Source organism: Massilia sp., from assembly GCF_046293535.1.
In the GTDB taxonomy this organism is placed as follows: domain Bacteria; phylum Pseudomonadota; class Gammaproteobacteria; order Burkholderiales; family Burkholderiaceae_D; genus Telluria.
In genome coordinates, this window is record NZ_JBKBOV010000012.1 from 56,099 (window position 1) to 75,243 (window position 19,145).

General features: G+C 67.0%; 18 protein-coding genes. 12 read left to right on the forward strand and 6 right to left on the reverse strand.

Features of this window, described 5'->3' with window-relative positions; translation table 11 throughout:
- The first annotated feature begins 142 nt into the window (after positions 1-142).
- The 8 genes from ACK4S9_RS09240 to ACK4S9_RS09275 all read left to right on the forward strand — a co-directional run bounded on the left by ACK4S9_RS09240 (position 143) and on the right by ACK4S9_RS09275 (position 10,740).
- Positions 143-1,285 carry a PilT/PilU family type 4a pilus ATPase gene (locus ACK4S9_RS09240; RefSeq protein ID WP_409724538.1) on the forward strand — a complete coding sequence of 381 codons (1,143 nt, stop codon included), beginning with the start codon at positions 143-145 and terminating at the stop codon, positions 1,283-1,285.
- 28 nt (positions 1,286-1,313) lie between these two features.
- Positions 1,314-2,198: a LysR substrate-binding domain-containing protein gene (locus tag ACK4S9_RS09245; RefSeq protein WP_409724541.1), complete on the forward strand. Its 885-nt coding sequence runs from the start codon at positions 1,314-1,316 to the stop codon at positions 2,196-2,198.
- A 115-nt stretch (positions 2,199-2,313) separates the two neighbouring features.
- Positions 2,314-3,657 (forward strand): glucarate dehydratase, encoded by a 1,344-nt coding sequence (gudD, locus tag ACK4S9_RS09250; protein WP_409724544.1) that lies wholly within the window; start codon positions 2,314-2,316, stop codon positions 3,655-3,657.
- 173 nt (positions 3,658-3,830) lie between these two features.
- Positions 3,831-4,190 carry an ArsC family reductase gene (locus ACK4S9_RS09255; RefSeq protein ID WP_409724547.1) on the forward strand — a complete coding sequence of 120 codons (360 nt, stop codon included), beginning with the start codon at positions 3,831-3,833 and terminating at the stop codon, positions 4,188-4,190.
- Positions 4,187-5,350 carry a succinyl-diaminopimelate desuccinylase gene (dapE, locus tag ACK4S9_RS09260; RefSeq protein ID WP_409724550.1) on the forward strand — a complete coding sequence of 388 codons (1,164 nt, stop codon included), beginning with the start codon at positions 4,187-4,189 and terminating at the stop codon, positions 5,348-5,350. The genes ACK4S9_RS09255 and dapE overlap by 4 nt, the downstream gene beginning before the upstream one ends.
- On the forward strand, positions 5,347-6,237 hold the full coding sequence (gene prmB / locus ACK4S9_RS09265) for a 50S ribosomal protein L3 N(5)-glutamine methyltransferase (protein WP_409724553.1): 891 nt from the start codon (positions 5,347-5,349) through the stop codon (positions 6,235-6,237). The genes dapE and prmB overlap by 4 nt, the downstream gene beginning before the upstream one ends.
- A gap of 142 nt (positions 6,238-6,379) precedes the next feature.
- A complete protein-coding gene (locus tag ACK4S9_RS09270) occupies positions 6,380-8,359 on the forward strand; it encodes an ATP-binding cassette domain-containing protein (RefSeq protein ID WP_409724556.1) in 1,980 nt (659 codons plus the stop codon).
- Positions 8,360-8,595: 236 nt separating this feature from the next.
- Positions 8,596-10,740 carry a TonB-dependent receptor domain-containing protein gene (locus ACK4S9_RS09275; RefSeq protein WP_409724559.1) on the forward strand — a complete coding sequence of 715 codons (2,145 nt, stop codon included), beginning with the start codon at positions 8,596-8,598 and terminating at the stop codon, positions 10,738-10,740.
- Between the two features lie 17 nt (positions 10,741-10,757).
- Here the strand turns inward: ACK4S9_RS09275 and ACK4S9_RS09280 are convergent, their stop codons facing one another.
- The 4 genes from ACK4S9_RS09280 to ACK4S9_RS09295 form a co-directional block, all read right to left on the reverse strand.
- The gene (locus ACK4S9_RS09280) at positions 10,758-11,219 is read right to left on the reverse strand and encodes a chemotaxis protein CheW (protein ID WP_409724561.1); all 462 of its coding nucleotides are present in this window, start codon (positions 11,217-11,219) and stop codon (positions 10,758-10,760) included.
- 68 nt (positions 11,220-11,287) lie between these two features.
- Positions 11,288-11,761, reverse strand: coding sequence for a hypothetical protein (locus ACK4S9_RS09285; protein ID WP_409724563.1), 474 nt, complete (start codon positions 11,759-11,761; stop codon positions 11,288-11,290).
- A 13-nt stretch (positions 11,762-11,774) separates the two neighbouring features.
- Positions 11,775-12,143, reverse strand: a complete 369-nt coding sequence (locus ACK4S9_RS09290) for a hypothetical protein (protein WP_409724566.1) — start codon at positions 12,141-12,143, stop codon at positions 11,775-11,777.
- A gap of 12 nt (positions 12,144-12,155) precedes the next feature.
- Positions 12,156-12,788, reverse strand: coding sequence for an NUDIX hydrolase (locus tag ACK4S9_RS09295; RefSeq protein WP_409724568.1), 633 nt, complete (start codon positions 12,786-12,788; stop codon positions 12,156-12,158).
- A gap of 127 nt (positions 12,789-12,915) precedes the next feature.
- Here ACK4S9_RS09295 and ACK4S9_RS09300 point away from each other — a divergent pair, with 127 nt between their 5' ends.
- Complete coding sequence (locus ACK4S9_RS09300) at positions 12,916-13,785, forward strand: DUF817 domain-containing protein (protein ID WP_409724570.1); 870 nt, start codon at positions 12,916-12,918, stop codon at positions 13,783-13,785.
- 55 nt (positions 13,786-13,840) lie between these two features.
- A complete protein-coding gene (locus tag ACK4S9_RS09305) occupies positions 13,841-14,350 on the forward strand; it encodes a nuclear transport factor 2 family protein (RefSeq protein ID WP_409724573.1) in 510 nt (169 codons plus the stop codon).
- 2 nt (positions 14,351-14,352) lie between these two features.
- On the opposite strand, the gene ACK4S9_RS09310 is transcribed toward ACK4S9_RS09305, so the two are convergent.
- The gene (locus ACK4S9_RS09310) at positions 14,353-16,242 is read right to left on the reverse strand and encodes a flagellar assembly protein A (RefSeq protein WP_409724575.1); all 1,890 of its coding nucleotides are present in this window, start codon (positions 16,240-16,242) and stop codon (positions 14,353-14,355) included.
- 158 nt (positions 16,243-16,400) lie between these two features.
- Positions 16,401-16,784: a hypothetical protein gene (locus ACK4S9_RS09315; RefSeq protein ID WP_409724578.1), complete on the reverse strand. Its 384-nt coding sequence runs from the start codon at positions 16,782-16,784 to the stop codon at positions 16,401-16,403.
- A 280-nt stretch (positions 16,785-17,064) separates the two neighbouring features.
- Here ACK4S9_RS09315 and ompR point away from each other — a divergent pair, with 280 nt between their 5' ends.
- On the forward strand, positions 17,065-17,766 hold the full coding sequence (ompR, locus tag ACK4S9_RS09320; RefSeq protein WP_051306146.1) for a two-component system response regulator OmpR: 702 nt from the start codon (positions 17,065-17,067) through the stop codon (positions 17,764-17,766).
- The gene (locus ACK4S9_RS09325; RefSeq protein ID WP_409724580.1) at positions 17,766-19,139 is read left to right on the forward strand and encodes an ATP-binding protein; all 1,374 of its coding nucleotides are present in this window, start codon (positions 17,766-17,768) and stop codon (positions 19,137-19,139) included. Before ompR ends, ACK4S9_RS09325 begins: the two co-directional genes overlap by 1 nt.
- The last annotated feature ends 6 nt before the right edge of the window (positions 19,140-19,145 follow it).

Genomic DNA, 19,145 nt, shown 5'->3' on the forward strand with positions numbered 1-19,145 from the left:
GACCGCGTGGGCAGGGTTGGAAAGTCCGGTGGACTTTCCAACGCCCACCCTACGAAACCGGATCGCCGTACGTAGGGTGGGCGGGTCTCCCGCCCACGCGGTCAAGCGGCAGTAGAGCACCACTACCTTAGGAGACGATGCCATGGCCATGGACCGCCTGTTCCAGCTGATGAAGGAGAAGAACGCTTCCGACATGTTCTTCGCCGCGAACTCGCCGGTGCACATCAAGATCAACGGGAACCTCATCCCGATCAACCAGCATCGTCTCGAACCGGACAACATCATCTCGCTGCTGTCCGAGATCGCATCGACCGAACAGATGCAGGAGCTCGAGCGCGAGAACGAACTCAACATGGGCGTGTCGGTCCCCAACCTGGGGCGCTTCCGCCTGTCGGCCTTCCGCCAGCGCGGCTCGATCTCGGCGGTGCTGCGCTTCGTGCCGGCCAACATCCCGCCGCTCGGCGAACTGGGCCTGCCGCCGGTGCTGTCCGAGCTGATCATGGAAAAACGCGGCCTGCTGCTGATCGTGGGCGCCACCGGTTCCGGCAAGTCGACCACCATCGCCTCGATGCTGGACCACCGCAACGAACAACGCACCGGCCACATCCTGACCCTGGAAGACCCGATCGAATACCTGTTCAAGAACAAGAAGTCGATCGTCAACCAGCGCGAGATCGGCAGCGACGCCGCCAGCTTCGCCACGGCGCTACGCAACTCGATGCGCCAGGCGCCGGACTGCATCCTGATCGGCGAGATCCGCGACAGGGAAACCATGGCGGCGGCGCTGGCCTACGCCCAGTCCGGCCACCTGGTGCTGGCCACCCTGCACGCCAACAACAGCTACAATGCGCTCAACCGCATCATCAGCTTCTACCCGATCGAGAACCGCGCCGCCCTGCTGCAGGACCTGTCCTCGAGCGTGAAGGCGATCGTGTCGCAGCGCCTCGTCAAGGCGGCCGCCGGCGGCCAGCGCCAGCCCGCGGTCGAGGTGATGCTCAATACCCGCTACATCGCCGACCTGATCGAAAAAGGCGAGATCGGCCAGATCAAGGAAGCGATGGACAAGAGCCTGTCGCCCGGATCGCAATCGTTTGAAACCGCCCTGCTCAAGCTGGTCAAGGACGGCCTGGTGACGCAGGACGAGGCGCTGGCCAATGCCGACTCGGCCACCAACCTGCTGTGGCTGCTCAACAACGGGCCGGACAGCCAGGCGCAGGCCGAAGAAGAGAAACAACCGGGCAAGGAGCCGCCCGGTGCTTCCTTCACCGAATTCACCCTGAACTAGCCACGCACAGGCGCGGCGGGTTTCCGGCATGTTCGAACTGAGCCAGCTGCGCTGCTTCGTCGCGGTCGCCGAGGAGCTGCACTTCGGCCGCGCGGCCGAGCGCCTGAACATGACCCAGCCGCCGCTGAGCCGCCAGATCCGGCTGCTCGAGCATCACGTCGGCGTCGGGCTCCTCGAGCGCAACAGCCGCGCCGTCAGGCTCACCGCGGCCGGCAAGGCCTTTTTCCCGGAAGCCGCGCGCATCCTGCGCATCGCCGAGGAAGCCACGTTCGCCGCCCGCCGCGCCGCCAAGGGCGAGCAGGGCAACCTCGCCATCGGCTTTACCTCCGCCTCCGGCTACAGCCTGCTGCCCGAGGTCGTGCGCCGCCTGCGCGCATGCGCGCCCGGGGTCTCGCTCACGCTCAAGGAACTGGTCAGCACCACCCAGGTGGCGGCCCTGAACGCCGGCGAGATCGACCTCGGCCTGCTGCGCCCCCATCCCATGAACGGCGATCTGGAAAGCCGGCTGATCGCCAGGGAAGCGCTGATGCTCGCCGTGCCGGCGGCCGAAGCCGGGGAGTGGCCGCTGGCGCCCACGCTCGAAAGCCTGCACGGCAAGCCCTTCGTGATGTACTCGCCCTACGAGGCCCGCCCTTTCTACCTGATGCTGACCGAGCGCTTCGCGCGCGCCGGCGTGGCGCCGGACATCGTCGAGCATGTCGGCCAGGTGCATACCATGCTGGCCCTGGTCAGCGCCGGCGTCGGCGCGGCCCTGATCGCGGAAGGCGCCGCGCGCCTGAAATTCGACGGCATCCTCATGCGCCGGGTCCTGGCCGAACCGGTCGACACGGTCTGCGCCTGGCGCCGCGACAACGACAACCCCGCCCTCGCGCTGTTCAAGCGCGACGTGCTGCCCGGCTTCGCCAAGGCCTAAGCCGCCGCAAACGCCCGGCCGATCGATTCAATTTCTGAATTGATCTCAACACTCTTTGGTTTGTTCATGAATCGATCTCGTTCTATGATCGTTTCAAACAACTCATTCGGCCACCATGACCACCCTCTCCCCAAGCGGCACCCCAATCGTCACCGACCTGCGCGTCGTTCCCGTCGCCGGCCAGGACAGCATGCTGCTGAACCTGTCCGGCGCACACGGTCCCTGGTTCACCCGCAACATCCTGATCCTGACCGACAGCGCCGGCAATACCGGCCTCGGCGAAGTGCCGGGCGGCGAAAAAATCCGCCGGACCATCGAGGATGCCCGCCCCCTGGTGGTCGGCAAGCCGCTGGGCGACTACAACGCCATCCTGAACGCCATGCGCACCGCCTTCGCGGACCGCGACGCGGGCGGGCGCGGCCTGCAGACCTTCGACTTGCGCACCGCCATCCATGCGGTCACCGCGGTGGAGTCCGCCCTGCTCGACCTGCTCGGCCAGTTCATGCACGTGCCGGTCGCCGCCCTGCTGGGCGAGGGCCAGCAGCGCGATGCCGTCGAGATGCTCGGCTACCTGTTCTACGTGGGCGACCGCAGGAAGACCGGGCTCGCCTACCGGTGCGAGGACGAGGCGGACGATGCCTGGTTCCGGCTGCGCAACGAGGAAGCCTTGCGCCCGGAAGCGGTGGTGCGCCTGGCCGAAGCGGCGCGCGAGCGCTACGGCTTCAACGACTTCAAGCTCAAGGGCGGCGTGCTGGGCGCCGACGAAGAGATGGAAGCCATCCTTGCCCTGCACGAGCGCTTCCCGCAGGCGCGCGTGACCCTCGACCCGAACGGCGCCTGGCTCTTGGAAGATGCGATCCGCGTCTGCCGCGACAAGCACGGCATCCTGGCCTATGCCGAAGACCCCTGCGGCGCGGAAGACGGTTTCTCGGGCCGCGAGGTGATGGCCGAGTTCCGCCGCGCGACCGGCTTGATGACCGCCACCAACATGATCGCCACCGACTGGCGCCAGATGGCGCACGCGATCTCGCTGCAGTCGGTCGACATCCCGCTGGCCGACCCGCACTTCTGGACCATGCAGGGTTCGGTGCGCGTGGCCCAGTTGTGCGAGATGTTCGGCCTGACCTGGGGTTCGCACTCGAACAACCACTTCGACATTTCGCTGGCCATGTTCACCCACGTCGGCGCCGCCGCGCCGGGCAGGGTCACCGCGATCGACACCCACTGGATCTGGCAGGACGGCCAGCGCCTCACCAGGGAACCTTTGAAAATCGAAGGCGGCATGGTGCACGTGCCGCAGAGGCCGGGCCTGGGCATCGAACTCGATCCGGTCGAACTCGAGAAAGCCCACCAGGCTTATCAAAACATGGGCTTGGGCGCGCGCGACGACGCCGTCGCCATGCAGTACCTGGTGCCGGGCTGGAAGTTCGACAACAAGCGTCCCTGCCTGGTGCGCTGAGCATTGCCTGCCGCCTGCCACCGCAGGCGCATCCCTCCTTTCCCGGCGGGTCATCCATGCGGCCCGCTTCCCCCGTCTGTGTACAATCTTCGCTGGCGAAGGGTGTGCTATCCTCGCGCGTTTCTTTATTTCAATACCCGTCCGCCACGCGTGGACGCAATGACCGACGCTCCATGACTACCACTCTCTACGGCATCCCCAACTGCGACACCGTCAAGAAAGCCCGCACCTGGCTGCTCGAGAACGGCCACGACTTCGCCTTCCACGATTTCAAGAAGCAGGGCTTGAGCCGCGAACTGGTGGCCGGCTGGCTCGAGCAGCTCGACTGGGAGACCCTGGTCAACCGCAAGGGCACGACCTGGCGCAAGCTGTCGGACGAGCGCAAGGCGCAAGTCGTCGACAAGGCCAGCGCGCTCGAACTGATGCTGGAGAACCCGTCCGTCATCAAGCGCCCGGTCCTGCAAGGCGCAGGTCCGGTCTCGGTCGGCTTCTCGGCCGACGCCTATGCGGCGAAATTCAAGGATGGCGCATGAAAGCGTCGCGTACCCTCCTGCTGACGGAAGAACTGATCGCGCTCGATTCGGTCACTCCCAACGACAAGGGTTGCCAGGAGCGCCTGAAGGAATTGCTGGCGCCCCTGGGCTTTCATTGCGAGACCATCGAATCGAAGGGCGTGACCAACCTGTGGGCGCGCAAGGGTACGACCTCGCCGGTGTTCGTGTTCGCCGGCCATACCGACGTGGTGCCGTCCGGCCCCGAACACCAGTGGGCGTCAAGCCCGTTCACCCCGACCCGCCGCGACGGCAAGCTGTATGGCCGCGGCGCCTCCGACATGAAGACCTCGATCGCGGCCATGGTGGTCGCCTGCGAGGAATTCATCGCCGCCCATCCGGACCATAAAGGCTCGATCGCTTTTCTCGTCACCAGCGACGAGGAAGGCCCCGCCGTCGACGGCACCGTGCTCGTATGCGAGCGCCTGGAGGAACGCGGCGAGACCCTGGACTATTGCGTGGTCGGCGAACCGACGTCAAACCACGTGCTGGGCGACACCATCAAGAACGGCCGCCGCGGTTCGCTCTCGGGCCACCTGGTGATCAAGGGCGTGCAGGGCCACATCGCCTACCCGCACCTGGCGCGCAACCCGATCCACCAGGCCGCGCCGGCGCTGGCAGAGCTGGCCGCGGAAGTCTGGGACGAAGGCAACGAGTACTATGCCCCGACCAGCTGGCAGATCTCGAACATCCAGGCCGGCACCGGCGCCACCAACGTGATCCCGGGCCACCTTACGATCGACTTCAACTTCCGCTTCTCGACCGCCAGCACCGCCGACGGCCTGGAAGCGCGCGTGCACGCCATCCTCGACCGCCATGGGCTCGACTACGAGCTGCAGTGGACCCTGTCGGGCCAGCCGTTCCTGACCCCGAAGGGGCTGCTCTCGGACGCGCTGTGCGACGCCATCTTCGATGAACTGGGCGTGCAGACCGAACTGTCGACCACGGGCGGCACTTCGGACGGCCGCTTCATCGCCCGCATCTGCCCGCAGGTGATAGAATTCGGGCCTCCGAACGCCAGCATCCACAAGATCGACGAACACATCGAGCTGCGCTACATCGATCCCCTCAAGAACATCTACCGCCGCACGCTGGAACAGCTGCTCGCGGTGCAGCAAGAACAACCCGGGAGAAGGCCATGACCAACACCACTTTCAGCACGCCGCGCGACCTGCTGCGCTACGCGATCACCCGCTTCAACGGCGCCAAGCTCTTCTTCGGCCACGGCAGCGCCGAGGCCTTCGACGAAGCCGCCTACCTGGTCCTCCACACCCTCAAGCTGCCGCTCGACCGGCTCGACCCATTCCTCGACGCGCGCCTGCTGCCGGACGAAGTGATCCAGGTGATGGAAGTGATCGAGCGCCGCGTGACCGAGCGCGTGCCGGCCGCCTACATCACGAAGGAAGCCTGGCTGGGCGAGTACCGTTTCTACGTGGACGAGCGCGTGCTGGTGCCGCGCTCCTTCATCGCCGAGCTGATCCCGCAGACCTTCAGCCCCTGGGTGCAGGATCCGGAAAGCGTGGAGAACGTGCTGGAACTGTGCACCGGCAGCGGCTGCCTGGCGATCATGATGGCCGACGCCTTCCCGAACGCCGTGGTCGACGCGGTCGACATCTCGAAGGACGCGCTGGCCGTGGCCGAGCACAACATCCGCGAATACAAGCTCGAAGGCCGCGTCAATCCGATCGAATCGGACCTGTACACCAACGTGCCGTTCAAGAAGTACGACCTGATCGTCACCAACCCGCCCTACGTCAACAGCGTCTCGATGGGCAAGCTGCCGCCGGAATACCTGCGCGAGCCGCAGATCGCGCTGGCGGGCGGCGAAGACGGCATGGACCTGGTGCGCAAGATCGTCGAAGGCGCCGCGGAGCGCCTGACGCCGGAAGGTATCCTCGTGGTCGAGATCGGCAACGAGCGCGACTATGCCGAAGCGGCCTTCGGGCACCTGGGCCTGACCTGGCTCAGCACCAGCGCGGGTGACGATGCGGTGTTCCTGCTGACCGCCGAACAACTCCAGGCCCGGTAATCGCTTCCGCTTCATAGATTTTCGTAGGGTGGGCGGGTCTCCCGCCCACGCGGCCAACTCTCGGATGCATTGTGTAACGCATTTGATGGTTGACCGCGTGGGCAGGAAACCTGCCCACCCTACATGAACCCAGATACTTGCAATGATCCGCTTCCAGAACGTCAGCCTGATGCGCGGCACCAAGCCGCTGCTCGAGAGCGCCGACCTCACCCTCAACCCGGGCGACAAGATCGGCCTGATCGGCGCCAACGGCGCCGGCAAATCGAGCCTGTTCGCCATGCTGCGCGGCGAGCTGCATCCGGACCAGGGCGCCATCGATTTCCCCGCCAAGTGGCGCATGGCCTACGTGGCCCAGGAGACCCCGGCGCTGGACCGTCCGGCGCTGGAATACGCGATCGACGGCGACGTCAACCTGCGGCACCTACAGGCCGAACTGGACGAACTGGAAGCCCACCCCGACGTGGGCGACCACGGCATGCGCCTCGGCGAGCTGCACAGCGCCTTGGCGGACGCCGACGCCTACACGGTGCAGTCGCGCGCCGAACAGCTGCTGCTGGGCCTGGGCTTCTCGCTGGAGCAGATGGCGCGCCCGGTGGCCAGCTTCTCGGGCGGCTGGCGCATGCGCCTGAACCTGGCGCAGGCCCTGATGTGCCCTTCCGACCTGCTGCTGCTGGACGAACCGACCAACCACCTGGACCTGGACGCGATCATCTGGCTGGAAGACTGGCTCAAGCGCTATCCGGGCACCCTGATCATCATCTCGCACGACCGCGATTTCCTCGACGAGATCGTGAACGTCGTCGTGCACATCGACGAGCACAAGCTCAAGCGCTATTCGGGCAACTATTCAAGCTTCGAGCGCCAGCGCGCGGCCAGCCTGGTGCTGGCGGCGGCCGCCTACGAAAAGCAGCAGCGCACCCGCGCCCACCTGCAGTCGTTCGTGGACCGCTTCAAGGCCAAGGCCACCAAGGCGCGCCAGGCCCAGAGCCGCATGAAGGCGCTGGCCAAGATGGAGGAACTGGCGCCGCTGCGCGCCGCCGCCGAATTCTCTTTTGAATTCCGCGAGCCCCTGTCGGCCCCGAACCCGCTGCTGGTGCTGGAAGACGTCGACGCCGGCTACCCGGTCCTGGACGCGCACGGCGACAAGGTCGGCGGCAAGGCCATCGTCAAGCGCGTGAACTTCTCGCTGCAGATCGGCCAGCGCATCGGCCTCCTGGGCGTGAACGGCGCCGGCAAGTCGACGCTCATCAAGACCGTCGCCGGCGAGCTGATGCCGCTGGAGGGCAAGGCCACGCTGGGCAAGGGCCTGTCGATCGGCTATTTTGCCCAGCACCAGGTCGAGATGCTGCGCCACGACGAGTCGCCGCTGTGGCACCTGATGAAAATCGCGCCGAACGTGCGCGAGCAGGAGCTGCGCAACTTCCTCGGCAGCTTCAACTTCCCGGGCGATATGGTCACCAGCAAGATCGCGCCCTTCTCCGGCGGCGAAAAGGCGCGCCTGGCCCTGGCCCTGATCGTGTGGCAGCGCCCAAATTTGCTGCTGCTGGACGAACCGACCAACCACCTCGACCTCGAGACGCGCGAGGCGCTGACCATGGCGCTGGCGCAGTTCGAAGGCACCCTGGTGCTGGTCTCGCACGACCGCCACCTGCTGCGCGCCACCACCGACCAGTTCATCATCGTGGCCGACGGCAAGCTGCAGCCTTTCGACGGCGACCTGGACGACTACAAGGAATGGCTGTTCCAGACCAAGCTCGGCAAGGGTACCGACACCCTGCCGGCGCCCACGCCCACGAAGGGCGCCGAGAACACGGCTGCCATGGCGGCGCCGGTCGACCGCAAGGAGCAGAAGCGCCTGGAGGCGGAAGAACGCCAGCGCCTGGCCGCGCTGAGAAAGCCGCTCGAGAACCGCGTCAAGCGCCTGGAAGAGCAGATGGCCAAGCTGAACGCGAAGAAGGCCGAGATCGACGCCCAACTGCTGGAGCCGAGCATCTACGAGGCCGAGAACAAGGAAAAGCTCAAGCTTCTCGTGGCCGACCAGGCGTTTGCTTCGCGCGACCTGGAGCAGCTCGAATCCGAATGGCTGGAGCTGCAGGAGCAGCTCGAAGGCCTGGCCGCCTGAGCTTCAGGCCGCACCTCTCCGTTTGACCCATCCGCATCGCCCTCGCCAGGGCGATGCGCACCCGTTGCGCCCCCCCTCTCCCGTTTCTGTCTTTCCACCGGCAAGCCCTGGCGCCTGGTCTCGCGCCCATCTCGAAAAAAAATCGCACATTCAAATAGGAATCATTCTCATTATCATTTATAATGTTTCTATTCTGCATATTTCACGTTCATTTCGACTTCTTACACGGATACCGTATGCCTGAGCTCCGCCTGCCCCTGCCGCTGTCCCGCCGCTCCCTCATCGGCGCCGCCATCGCCCTGCTGCCCTTCGCCGCCCATGCCGAGCCGGAGACGCACGACATGGCGACGGTGGTCGTCACCGCCGCCGGCTTCGAACAGAGCATCCGCGAAGCGCCGGCCTCGATCACGGTATTGAGCCGCGATCAGCTGGAAAAGGAACGCTTCGGCAACCTGGCCCAGGCGCTGGAAAGCGTGGAAGGCATCGACGTCGGCGCGGCCGGCGACAAGACCGGCGGCATGAACATCAGCATCCGCGGCATGCCCAGCGACTACACCCTGGTCCTGATCGACGGCCGCCGCCAGAACGCCGCCGGCAACGTCACCCCGAACGGCTTCGGCGGCACCTCCACCAGTTTCATGCCGCCGATCGGCGCGATCGAGCGCATCGAGATCATCCGCGGCCCGATGTCGACCCTGTACGGTTCGGACGCGATGGGCGGCGTGATCAACATCATCACGCGCAAGGTCGGCAAGCGCTGGCACGGCAACCTGGCGGCCGACTACACGGTGCAGGAAGAAGCGAGCTTCGGCGACGTCAAGGGCGCCAAGTTCTACCTCAGCGGCCCGCTCGCCGCCGACGTGCTCGGCTTGTCGCTGCGCGGCAGCAGCCAGCGCCGCGACGGCGCCGACATCCGCTACCGCAACCAGAACGGCGAAGTCGCCCCCAACATGGGCGCCAACCCGGTCGAGTCGAGCATCCACAACCTCGGCGCGCGCCTGGCCTGGACGCCCAGCCGCATGCACGAAATCACGCTCGACGCCGACAGCAGCCGCCAGACCTACGACAACGCGCGCGGCCAGCTCGGCACCCTGGGCCTGCAGGGCGGCTACGGTCCGAAGCAGAAGTACAACCGCGACCAGGCCAGCCTGTCCTACCGCGCGCGCCTGGGCTTCGGCACCTGGGACAGCAGCTACATGGTGAACCGCACCGAGACCATCGGCCGTACCATCCCGCCCGGCACCCCGGGCGCCGCGGCCGGCAGCGCGCGCGCCCTGGAAGTCGAAAGCCGCGTATTCGACACCAAGCTGGTGGCGCCCTGGGGCAATCACCTGAGCACCGTCGGCTTCCAGCACTGGGATGCCGAAATGGTCGACGGCGTCGCGCCGCAGGCCTTCGCCTTCACCCAGAAAGCCCTGTTCCTGGAAGACGAATGGCGCATCGCCGAGCCGCTGCTGCTGACCCTGGGCGCGCGCTACGACGAGCACAGCATCTTCGGTGGCCATACCAGCCCGCGCGCCTACCTGGTGTGGAACGCGTCGCCGCGCTGGACCGTCAAGGGCGGCGTGAGCCGCGGCTACAAGACGCCGCGCGTCGAACAGCTGGCGCCCGGCATCAACGGCTTCGGCGCCCAGGGCACGCTTCCGCTGGTGGGCAGTCCCGGCTTGACGCCGGAGACCAGCGTGACGACCGAACTGGGGGTCTATTTCGACAACGGCGCCGGCTGGACCGCCAACGCGGCCCTGTTCAACAACGAATTCCGGGACAAGATCACCACCGGCACGGGCCTGCTGAACTGCTCCTACCGTCTGGCGCCGAACCGTCCGGGCTGCGTCAGCTTCGGCAACTGGCCGAACGTCGACGCCTTCGGCCAGTCCACCAACGTGGACGAGGCCGTGACCCGCGGCCTGGAGCTCGCGACCCGCTTCCCGGTCGCGCCGGGCTGGGCCCTGAGCGCCAACTACACCTGGACCGACAGCGAGCAGAAAAGCGGCCCGAACGCCGGCAAGCCGCTCGGCGACACGCCGGAACATACGCTCAATGCGCGCCTCGGCTGGGACATCTCCCAACAATGGAATGCCTGGCTGCGCCTCGAAGCGCGCAGCGAGCGCTTCCGCGACCCGGGCAGCTCGGCGGCGACCCGCGCGGCCGCGGCGGCGCTGGGCGACTTCAAGGGATACGGGATGCTGCACCTCGGCGGCAGCTACCGGGTGAACAAGTCGGTGACCGTGAACGCGGCGATCTACAACCTGGCCAACAAGGACTTCATCGACTACCGCCCTTACCAGACGCCGGGCACTGCGGCGCCGACCTGGGGCAGCGTCTACGTCAACAACATGGACGGGCGCCGCCTGTGGCTGTCGGTCAGCGCCGACTTCTGAGGCCTTGCCGGCACCGCCTAGGCCACCTGGCGCGGCGCGGCGGGCGCCACCGACATCAGGCGCTCGATGTCGATCAGCATCATGCGCCGTCCCTTCGCCGCGCCGATGCCGATCAGGTAGTCGGCATCGCGCCGGGCGCCCGGCAGCGCGACCACCTGCTCCGGGCGCAGGCGCACCACGCCGGTGACGCGCTCCACCACCACCCCGACCACGCCCGCCGCCACCCTCACGATCACCACGTCGGTATCCGGCTCGGGCAGTGAAAAGCGCGGGGCAAAAGCGGCCCGCAGGTCCATCACCGGCATGATCACCCCGCGCGACAGGGCCACGCCGCCGATGATCTCGCCGTCGCTGCAGAAACGCTCGAGCGAGCGGTAAGCCTTGAGTTCCTGTACCGCGGCATAGTCGAGCCCGTAATCGAGTCCGCCCAGGGTGAACCCGAGGAACTGCTGGGGTGCGGCGAGAATGTGGTTCGACATGGTGGTTCCTTTCATCGGCACCACCAATGCTAAAGGCGAGCTCCCCTTAAAATGTTGACTGCAGTCAACTATCGCACGATGCCGGGGCCCACTGCACTGCTGTTGTCCAGGCTATTGCCGGATTCGCCGACAGAGATCAATGCGCGTTTGGCCCGGCGCAGGGTCTGGACATTGCGGAAGCTCACATAGCCCAGCCCGGCGATGAACAGCGCGGCGAACACGAGCGCCAGGCGGATGCCGCCGAACAGGAAACCACCCGCGAAAAAGAACAGCCCATACAAATAGATGTCGTAGACCGTGGACAGCAGCAGCCCGGTCGTCGAATGCGTGAGGGTGACCGTCTGCGAGGCAAGGTCGCGCCAGCCCAGCACCGAGCCCCAGTCGCCCGGCCGCCCGAATGCGACGGCGCAGGTGGCGCCCGCCGGCGGAATCGTCCCGTGTCCCAGGCTGACGCCATAATGGGCGCGGCCTTCGCTGCGAAAGCTGAAGTCGCCGGCGGCGACATCGAATACTTCTTCAAAATGGATGCGTTCTATCCGCATGGTTCTCCGTTCCTCAGGCTCGGGGGGCAAGGTAGCGCTTCCCCAGCGCCGCCCTGGCGGCGCGCTGTTCGATGTGCTTGAAATAAGCCTTGCCCCTGCCCTCCGATACAAAGAAAAAATACTCACCGTGGGCATTACGCGCGTAGCGGGTCACACTGATCGCGCGGATGCGGCCCTCGTCCTGATAGGCCACGCTCTCGAGCACGATCTCGGCGCTGCGCCCGTCGAAGCACAGCTCCGGCGGCGCTTCCGTGATACGTATCTGCCGGAACTCCTCGTTCGCCATGCCGACGATGTCGCGCGCGCCGCGTATATACCGGTAGTTGCTGTACGCGACGACCGCAAGGAACACGATCCCGAGGACCAGCGCAATGGGTTCCATGGCGTCGGTCGTTCAGGCCTGCAGCCAGGCCACCAATGGCGCATCGTTCGGATTGACCAGCACCTTGTCCAGGTGCGCGCGCGGCAGCAGCGATACCGCCTGGCTCTCCCAGCCCATGTCGGACGGGCAGCCGCCGACGCGCCGTCCCAGGTAGTAGCGGGTGCGGCTGCGGCTGCGCGTCAGGTCCATCAGGTGTCCGGTCAAGACCACGTGCAGGCCGCTTTCCTCGTACGCTTCGCGGATCGCCGCGGCGCGCAGCAGCATGCCCGGGTCCAGCGTCCCTTTCGGGAAGGTGGCCGGGTAGCCGCCGAAGGCGTTCGACGGGTGCACCACCCAGACCCGCCCGTCGTCCTCGAGGATGACGACGCCGGCCGCCACGCGCTTGCCCGGCGCGGGTTCGAAGGGCGGCTCGCCGAAGGCGTCCTCCCGCCCCGCGATTGCGATCCAGTCGGCATCGATGCGCGGGGCCTCGCGCCACACGGCGAATGCGAGGCCGTTCAATGCCGGCGGCACCGGACCGCCCGGGATCACGGTGGCGGGGAGCAGCGGGTCGAGCCAGTTGTCCAGCGGCGTCGGCGCGGTGGGCGCGGCGATGGCGACCGGCTTGCCCCATTCATCGGGTTTCGGGTGGATCGACGTATGCATGTCTGGCGCGGGAGTCGGTGACGCTCCATTCTAATACCGCAACAGCGGCGCAGCGAAGCATTGATTCGCCCCCCCTTCTGTGACAACATCGCCTGACCACCCTCGCCTTGACCCGCGACCGACAACAATGAACAAGACGCCCGGCTCCGCCCCCCTCACCCTTGCGCTCGACAACGTCCTGCTCGACACCCGTCCGCGCCAGCTCGGCGGCTGGCGCCGCGCTGGCGCCGAGTTCCTGTATTTCGGCTTCAAGAACGCGCGCGCCTGCCTGTTCGTGGGCCTGTTCTTCGCCGCCATGATGCTCACGCCCCGCACCGGCGTCCTCGGCATCCCGCGCTACGATGTGCTGCTGCTGGTGGCGCTGGCCATCCAGCTGTGGATGGTGAGATCGAGCCTCGAGACGATCGACGAGCTCAAGGCGATCTGCCTGTTCCACGCGATCGGCTTCGCGCTCGAGGCTTTCAAGGTATCGAGCGCCATCCAGTCCTGGGCCTATCCCGACTTCGCCTATACCAAGCTACTCGATGTGCCGCTGTTCTCGGGCTTCATGTACGCCGCCATCGGCAGCTACATCGTGCAGGCCTGGCGCCTGTTCGACCTGCGCATCCGCCATCATCCGCCGCACTGGATGGCCTGGACCATCGCCATCCTGATCTACCTGAATTTCTTCACCCACCACTATATCGGCGACTACCGCTGGTACCTCGCGGCCTGCGCGCTCGGCCTGTATTCGCGCACCATGGTGGTGTTCCGGCCGCTCGATCGCGACCGCAGGATGCCGCTGCTGCTGGCCTTCGTGCTGATCGGCTTCTTCATCTGGCTGGCCGAGAACATCGGCACCTTCTGGGGCGTGTGGCGCTACCCGAACCAGCTGGGCGCCTGGTCGGTGGTCCACGTGAGCAAGTGGAGCTCGTGGTCGCTGCTGGTGATCATGACCTTCACCATCGTGGCCAACCTCAAGCACATCAAGGAGAAAATCCACGTCGCGCGGGCATAGGCCGGCGCGGTATCATATGGGTAGCGCTCGTGTCCGCTTTGCCGAAGGAACCGCCATGAAACCGCCGACCAGACTGCTCGCGCTTGCCCTGCTGCCGGCGCTGCCCGTCCTCCTGGCAGCGCCGCCAGCCGTCCATGCGGCCGGCTTCCAGAGCCAGCGCGCCATCGCCGCCGGCGAAGTCGACCTTCCCGCCATGCTGGCCGGACTGGAACGGCAGCGCGCCACGGCCATCCAGCAGCGCGACATCGCCACCCTGCTCCACCTGATGGACCGCGACTACCTGCACGTCGACAGCCGCGGACGGGTGCGCAGCAAGACCGAGCTGCTCACCGCGCTCGAGCGCAAGGACTTCCACTTCCGCCTGTACCGGATCGAATCCGTCGAAACCCAGGTACTGGAGGGCGGCGGCGCGGCCCTGGTCACCGGCGTCTTCCGCGCGCAGGAGGCGAGCGCCCACGCCAGGCCGCTGCGCTTTCGCTTCGCCCACCTGTGGATACGCCAGCCGGACGGCTGGAAGAACAGCTTTCACCAGAGCACCGCGATCAGGCGGGCGCAGGACGGCTGACGTCAAGACGCGCCGGCTGGCGCCGTGCTCCAGCTGAAGCTGCCGCCGGCGCCGGCGAACAGCAGCTCGGCGCCGCTGGCCTCGCGCAGGCGCGCCTTGAGCTCGCGCGGCGCCAGGTCGTAGTGATTGGTGCGCTCCGCCCCGCTGTTCTCCGGCTGCACGTCCAGCGCGCGCACGGTGACTTCGCCGGCCACCTGTCCGATGGCGACGCTGACCGTGCCGCTGTGCTGCGCGCGCTGGACTTCCAGCCGCTCCAGCAGCGCCATGCCGGACTGCTGCTCGGCCTCGGCGTCCTTGCGCTCCTGCGAGAGCACGGCCATCTGCTTGAGCGCCGGCGCCGCCGCGGCGGCCAGCTTCCCGAATGCGGCTTGCTGTTCCGGCGTAAGCACCAGCTCGCCCTTGCGCACGCGCCCCGCCAGCCTGACGTAGCTGGCCACTTCAGGCCGGGCCGCCACGGCTTCGATCGCGGCGCGGCGCTGGCCGGCCAGCTCGCCGAACTGGCCCACGCGCTCGCGGATCATGCCGATCGCCGCGTCGATGCGCGCGCAGTCCGGACGCAGCACGAAGACCCGCATCTCGCTGTGTCCGCGCGGCGCGGCGCTTTCGATGGCGATGCGCCCGGCGGCGATGGCGCAGCCCTCGGCCTGCTTGATCTCCACCACGTCGGCCACGATCTCGCAATTGATCGCTTCGAGCACCGTGACCCGGCAGCCGGAAATGATGCAGTTCTCGGCGCGCTGCAGGCTGACTTCCCCGTTGGCGCTCTGGATGGTGGCGCCGGACGCCACGCCCGCCACGATGATCGGGCCGTCGTTGTTCCTCGCGCTGCCGCCCATCAGGTTGCGGTTCAGGCGCACCACGCCGCCGCGCGAGATCACGTTGCCGAAGACGTCGGCATGCACCGTGATGCTCTCGCCCTCGACCACGCGGTTTTCCTGCACCTCGCCGAATTCCTCGTAGTCGCCCTCCAGCTGCAGGTTGCCGGTGGTCCTGGCGCTGACGCCGTCGCGGCTGACGATCTTGTCCCCTACCGAGACCCGGTTGCCTTCCACGTTCAGGAAGCCGTCCTGCAGCGCCACCACGAACTCGCCTTCGGCGATGCGGTCGACGACCGTGCCGGGGCCGCTCCAGTCGCCCAGGTCGAGATCGCGCGGCAGTTCGGGCGCGAGGGCGATGCCGGACAGGTCGAAGCCCGGCTCGCCCGGCACGCGCGCGAGCTTGCGCAGCAGGCGCGTGCCGCGCTGGACCTGGGGGAAGCGGTTCTGGAAGCTCATCAGGTCGAGCTTGCCGTTGGCGAGCTGGCGCGGAGCGTCGCTGCGGTGCAGCTCGTTCGAGACCTCGACCACGCGCGCATCCTCGCCCGGCCGCGCGGGCAAGCGGCGCGCCACCACGATGCGCCCGGCCGCGCTTGACGCGATCGCGCCCGCCACCGCCTCGAGATCGATGCCGAAGCGGATGCCCTTCATCCACATGTCGGCGATGAACTCGTCGATGTCGAGCCGGGCCGGCTGCTCGACGCCCTCGCCGTCCGGCAGGAATACCGGTTCGAAGTAGTACTCGGCCTGGCCGTCGGCGATCCTGGCGGCGCGGTAGAGCTGGCGGCGCGCCGGATCGAAAGGCAGGATGTCGTCGGCCAGGCGCACCAGGGTCTCGCCGCGCGCCCCGCTTACCGTGGGCGGCAATTCCGGACCGTGGCCGAACAGGGCCTTGGTCAGGACCGCGTAGTCGAGGCCCGAGAAATACCGGTTCCCGAGCAGGATGGCGTCGACCGCCGCCAGCAGGGCTGGGCCCAATGCGGCCACGTCGCAATAGATGCCGTCGGCCTGGCGGGCGATGCAGGACTCGGCGCCGGCGGGCTGCGCCTGGGCGCTGCTGGCTGCTGGGTTGGACACGGCACGTTCTCCCGATCTGCTAAGGTGTCCATACGATAGCATGTTGCGATACGTAAATAAACATATAGCAACTACATTTCCGAAAAGAAACCACGCAGGGGGGTGCGTGCCGTAAACGACGACGGCGCCCGCAGGCGCCGTCAAATGGGCCGCAGCGCTCAGCGGCGCCGCGCGTTCGGGTGCAGGTCGCGATTGGCTTCGTTGATCTGCCGCTTCAGTTCGTTGCGCTCGTCCGGCGTCATGCGGCCGCGGCGGCCGCCCTCTTCGCGCATGGAATCGCGCATCGCCTGTTCCTGGCGCATGCGGGCCTCGTCGCGCATTTCCTGGGCCCGCGGATCGTAGCGCGGATCCTGGGCGCGCATCTCGTAGCGCTCGCGCATCGTCTGCTGCTGCATGTCGTCGCGCCGCGGGCCGCGGTCCTGGCCGGCCGCCATGGCGCCGGCGGCGGTGCAGGCAAGCGCGAAAGCGACGACACCGTGCCTGACGAAACGCGCCAGCCGACCCTCGTTTGCTGCCTCGATTTTGGTATGCACGTTGTTCATGGTGTTCCTCTTCCGCGATGCCATATAAACAGATAAGCTGTGATTTCCACTTGCCGCCAGTGTATGTGCATACCGTCCGAGGAGTAAGCCTGATTGGGTAAAGTTTGTAACACAATGTAATGGCTGAGCTACATGGACGAGATGTCCAAGCGATAAGACGTTACCATAGCGACATGCTTCTGACAATTCTGGATTCCATATGAACGCGACGACCAACAATACGGGTGCTACCCCGACCAATAGCGCTACCGGCAACCAGGGCGGCCATTCCGCCAAGATCATGGTCGTCGACGACGACGTGCGCCTGCGCGACCTGCTGCGCCGCTACCTCACCGAGCAGGGCTTCCAGGTGGTGACCGCGGAGAGCGCGCCGGCCATGAACAAGCTGTGGCTGCGCGAGCGCTACGACCTCCTGGTGCTGGACCTGATGCTCCCGGGCGAAGACGGCCTGTCGATCTGCCGCCGCCTGCGCGGCGCCGGCGACCAGACCCCGATCATCATGCTGACCGCCAAGGGCGAGGACGTCGACCGCATCGTCGGCCTCGAGATGGGCGCCGACGACTACCTGCCCAAGCCTTTCAATCCGCGCGAACTGGTGGCCCGCATCGGCGCGGTCCTGCGCCGCAAGGGCCCGGACGAAATCCCGGGCGCGCCCAGCGAGACGCCGCAGACCTTCGAGTTCGGCGACTTCGTGCTCGACCTGGGCACGCGCACGCTCAAGAAGAACGGCGAAACGGTGCCCCTGACCACCGGCGAATTCTCGGTGCTCAAGGTGTTCGCGCGCCATGCGCGCCAGCCCCTCTCGCGCGAGAAACTGATGGAACTGGCCCGAGGCCGCGAATACGAAGTCTTCGACCGCTCGCTGGACGTGCAGATCTCGCGCCTGCGCAAGCTGATCGAGCCGGATCCTTCCAGCCCGCTGTACATCCAGACCGTCTGGGGCCTGGGCTACGTGTTCATCCCTGAAGGACAGCCGCGCTAGTGTTCGCTCCATTCTCGGCGGCGCACCGCGCCGCCCGCTTTGCCTGGTACCGGAGCGGCCTGTTCTGGCGGACCTTCCTGCTGATGTCGCTTCTCACCGCGGCCTCGATCGGGTCCTGGATCGGCATGCTCAACATGTTCCAGCGCGGCCCCCAGGTGCAGCAGACCGCCGAGCTGGTGGTGTCGGTGGTGACCCTCACCAAGGCCGCCTTGATCCACTCGGCGCCCGAGCAGCGCATCGAACTGCTGTTCGAACTGGCCTCGAGCGAAGGCATCCGCATCTTCACGCTGAACGAGGACGACGTCGTCGAGCCGGCGCCGGACAACAGCCTGATGCCGGACATCGCCGCCATGGTGCGCGAACGCCTCGGCAAGCAGACCCGCTTCTCCGCCGGCGTGAACGGGGTGCCGGGTTTCTACATCAGCTTCAACATCGACGAGGACGAATACTGGCTGATGCTCGAGCGCGAGCGCCTGGCCGGCCTGAGCCGGGTGCAGTGGCTCGGCTGGGCCACGCTGGTGGGCCTGCTGTCGCTGATCGGCGCCGCCTTCATTTCCTCGCTGGTCAACCGCCCCCTGGCGCGCCTGACGGCGGCCGCGCGCGCCATCGCCAAGGGCGAGCGCCCAAGCCCGCTGCCCGAGAAGGGCTCGCAGGAGATCATCGAGGCCAACCGCAGCTTCAACCAGATGGTCGAGGACCTGGCCCAGGTCGAGAAGGACCGCGCCGTGATCCTGGCCGGCATCTCGCACGACCTGCGCACGCCGCTGGCGCGCATGCAGCTCGAGATCGAGATGGCCAACCTGCCGCAGGATGCGCGCGAAGGCATGCAGTCGGACATCCAGCAGATGGACGCGATCATCGGCCAGTTCCTCGACTTCGCCAAGCCGACCGACGCCGCCACCTTCGTGGCGGTGAACCTGTCCGAGATGCTGGCCGAGGTCGGGCGCGAGGCAGGCCGCATCCGCGACCTGCGGGTGCAGGTCGACCTGATGCCGGGCGTGCACGTGATGGGCAACGCCACCGACCTGCGGCGCGTGGTCAACAACATCATCGAGAACGCCCGCAAGTACGGCAAGACCCCGGGCCAGGACTACACCGAGATCGCGATCGTGTTGCGGGTCAAGGCGACCGGCCACGGGCGGCGCGCCGTGATCGAGATCTGCGACCACGGGGTGGGCGTGCCGCAAGACCAGATCGACCAGCTGCTCAAGCCTTTCACGCGCCTGGACAGCGCGCGCGGCCAGGCCAACGGCGCCGGCCTGGGCCTGGCCATCGTCGAGCGCGTCCTGTCGCGCCACAACGCCGAGCTCACGGTGAGCAACCGCGAAGGCGGCGGCCTGCTGCTGCAACTGGCGCTGCCGCTGGCGGGGTAAGCGGCG

Bases quoted from the DNA above. Each gene is read 5' to 3' on its own strand.
- ACK4S9_RS09240 (WP_409724538.1), top strand. From the start codon at position 143: ATGGCCATGGACCGCCTGTTCCAGCTGATGAAGGAGAAGAACGCTTCC.
- ACK4S9_RS09245 (WP_409724541.1), top strand. From the start codon at position 1,314: ATGTTCGAACTGAGCCAGCTGCGCTGCTTCGTCGCGGTCGCCGAGGAG.
- gudD (WP_409724544.1), top strand. From the start codon at position 2,314: ATGACCACCCTCTCCCCAAGCGGCACCCCAATCGTCACCGACCTGCGC.
- ACK4S9_RS09255 (WP_409724547.1), top strand. From the start codon at position 3,831: ATGACTACCACTCTCTACGGCATCCCCAACTGCGACACCGTCAAGAAA.
- dapE (WP_409724550.1), top strand. From the start codon at position 4,187: ATGAAAGCGTCGCGTACCCTCCTGCTGACGGAAGAACTGATCGCGCTC.
- prmB (WP_409724553.1), top strand. From the start codon at position 5,347: ATGACCAACACCACTTTCAGCACGCCGCGCGACCTGCTGCGCTACGCG.
- ACK4S9_RS09270 (WP_409724556.1), top strand. From the start codon at position 6,380: ATGATCCGCTTCCAGAACGTCAGCCTGATGCGCGGCACCAAGCCGCTG.
- ACK4S9_RS09275 (WP_409724559.1), top strand. From the start codon at position 8,596: ATGCCTGAGCTCCGCCTGCCCCTGCCGCTGTCCCGCCGCTCCCTCATC.
- ACK4S9_RS09280 (WP_409724561.1), bottom strand. From the start codon at position 11,219: ATGTCGAACCACATTCTCGCCGCACCCCAGCAGTTCCTCGGGTTCACC.
- ACK4S9_RS09285 (WP_409724563.1), bottom strand. From the start codon at position 11,761: ATGCGGATAGAACGCATCCATTTTGAAGAAGTATTCGATGTCGCCGCC.
- ACK4S9_RS09290 (WP_409724566.1), bottom strand. From the start codon at position 12,143: ATGGAACCCATTGCGCTGGTCCTCGGGATCGTGTTCCTTGCGGTCGTC.
- ACK4S9_RS09295 (WP_409724568.1), bottom strand. From the start codon at position 12,788: ATGCATACGTCGATCCACCCGAAACCCGATGAATGGGGCAAGCCGGTC.
- ACK4S9_RS09300 (WP_409724570.1), top strand. From the start codon at position 12,916: ATGAACAAGACGCCCGGCTCCGCCCCCCTCACCCTTGCGCTCGACAAC.
- ACK4S9_RS09305 (WP_409724573.1), top strand. From the start codon at position 13,841: ATGAAACCGCCGACCAGACTGCTCGCGCTTGCCCTGCTGCCGGCGCTG.
- ACK4S9_RS09315 (WP_409724578.1), bottom strand. From the start codon at position 16,784: ATGAACAACGTGCATACCAAAATCGAGGCAGCAAACGAGGGTCGGCTG.
- ompR (WP_051306146.1), top strand. From the start codon at position 17,065: ATGGTCGTCGACGACGACGTGCGCCTGCGCGACCTGCTGCGCCGCTAC.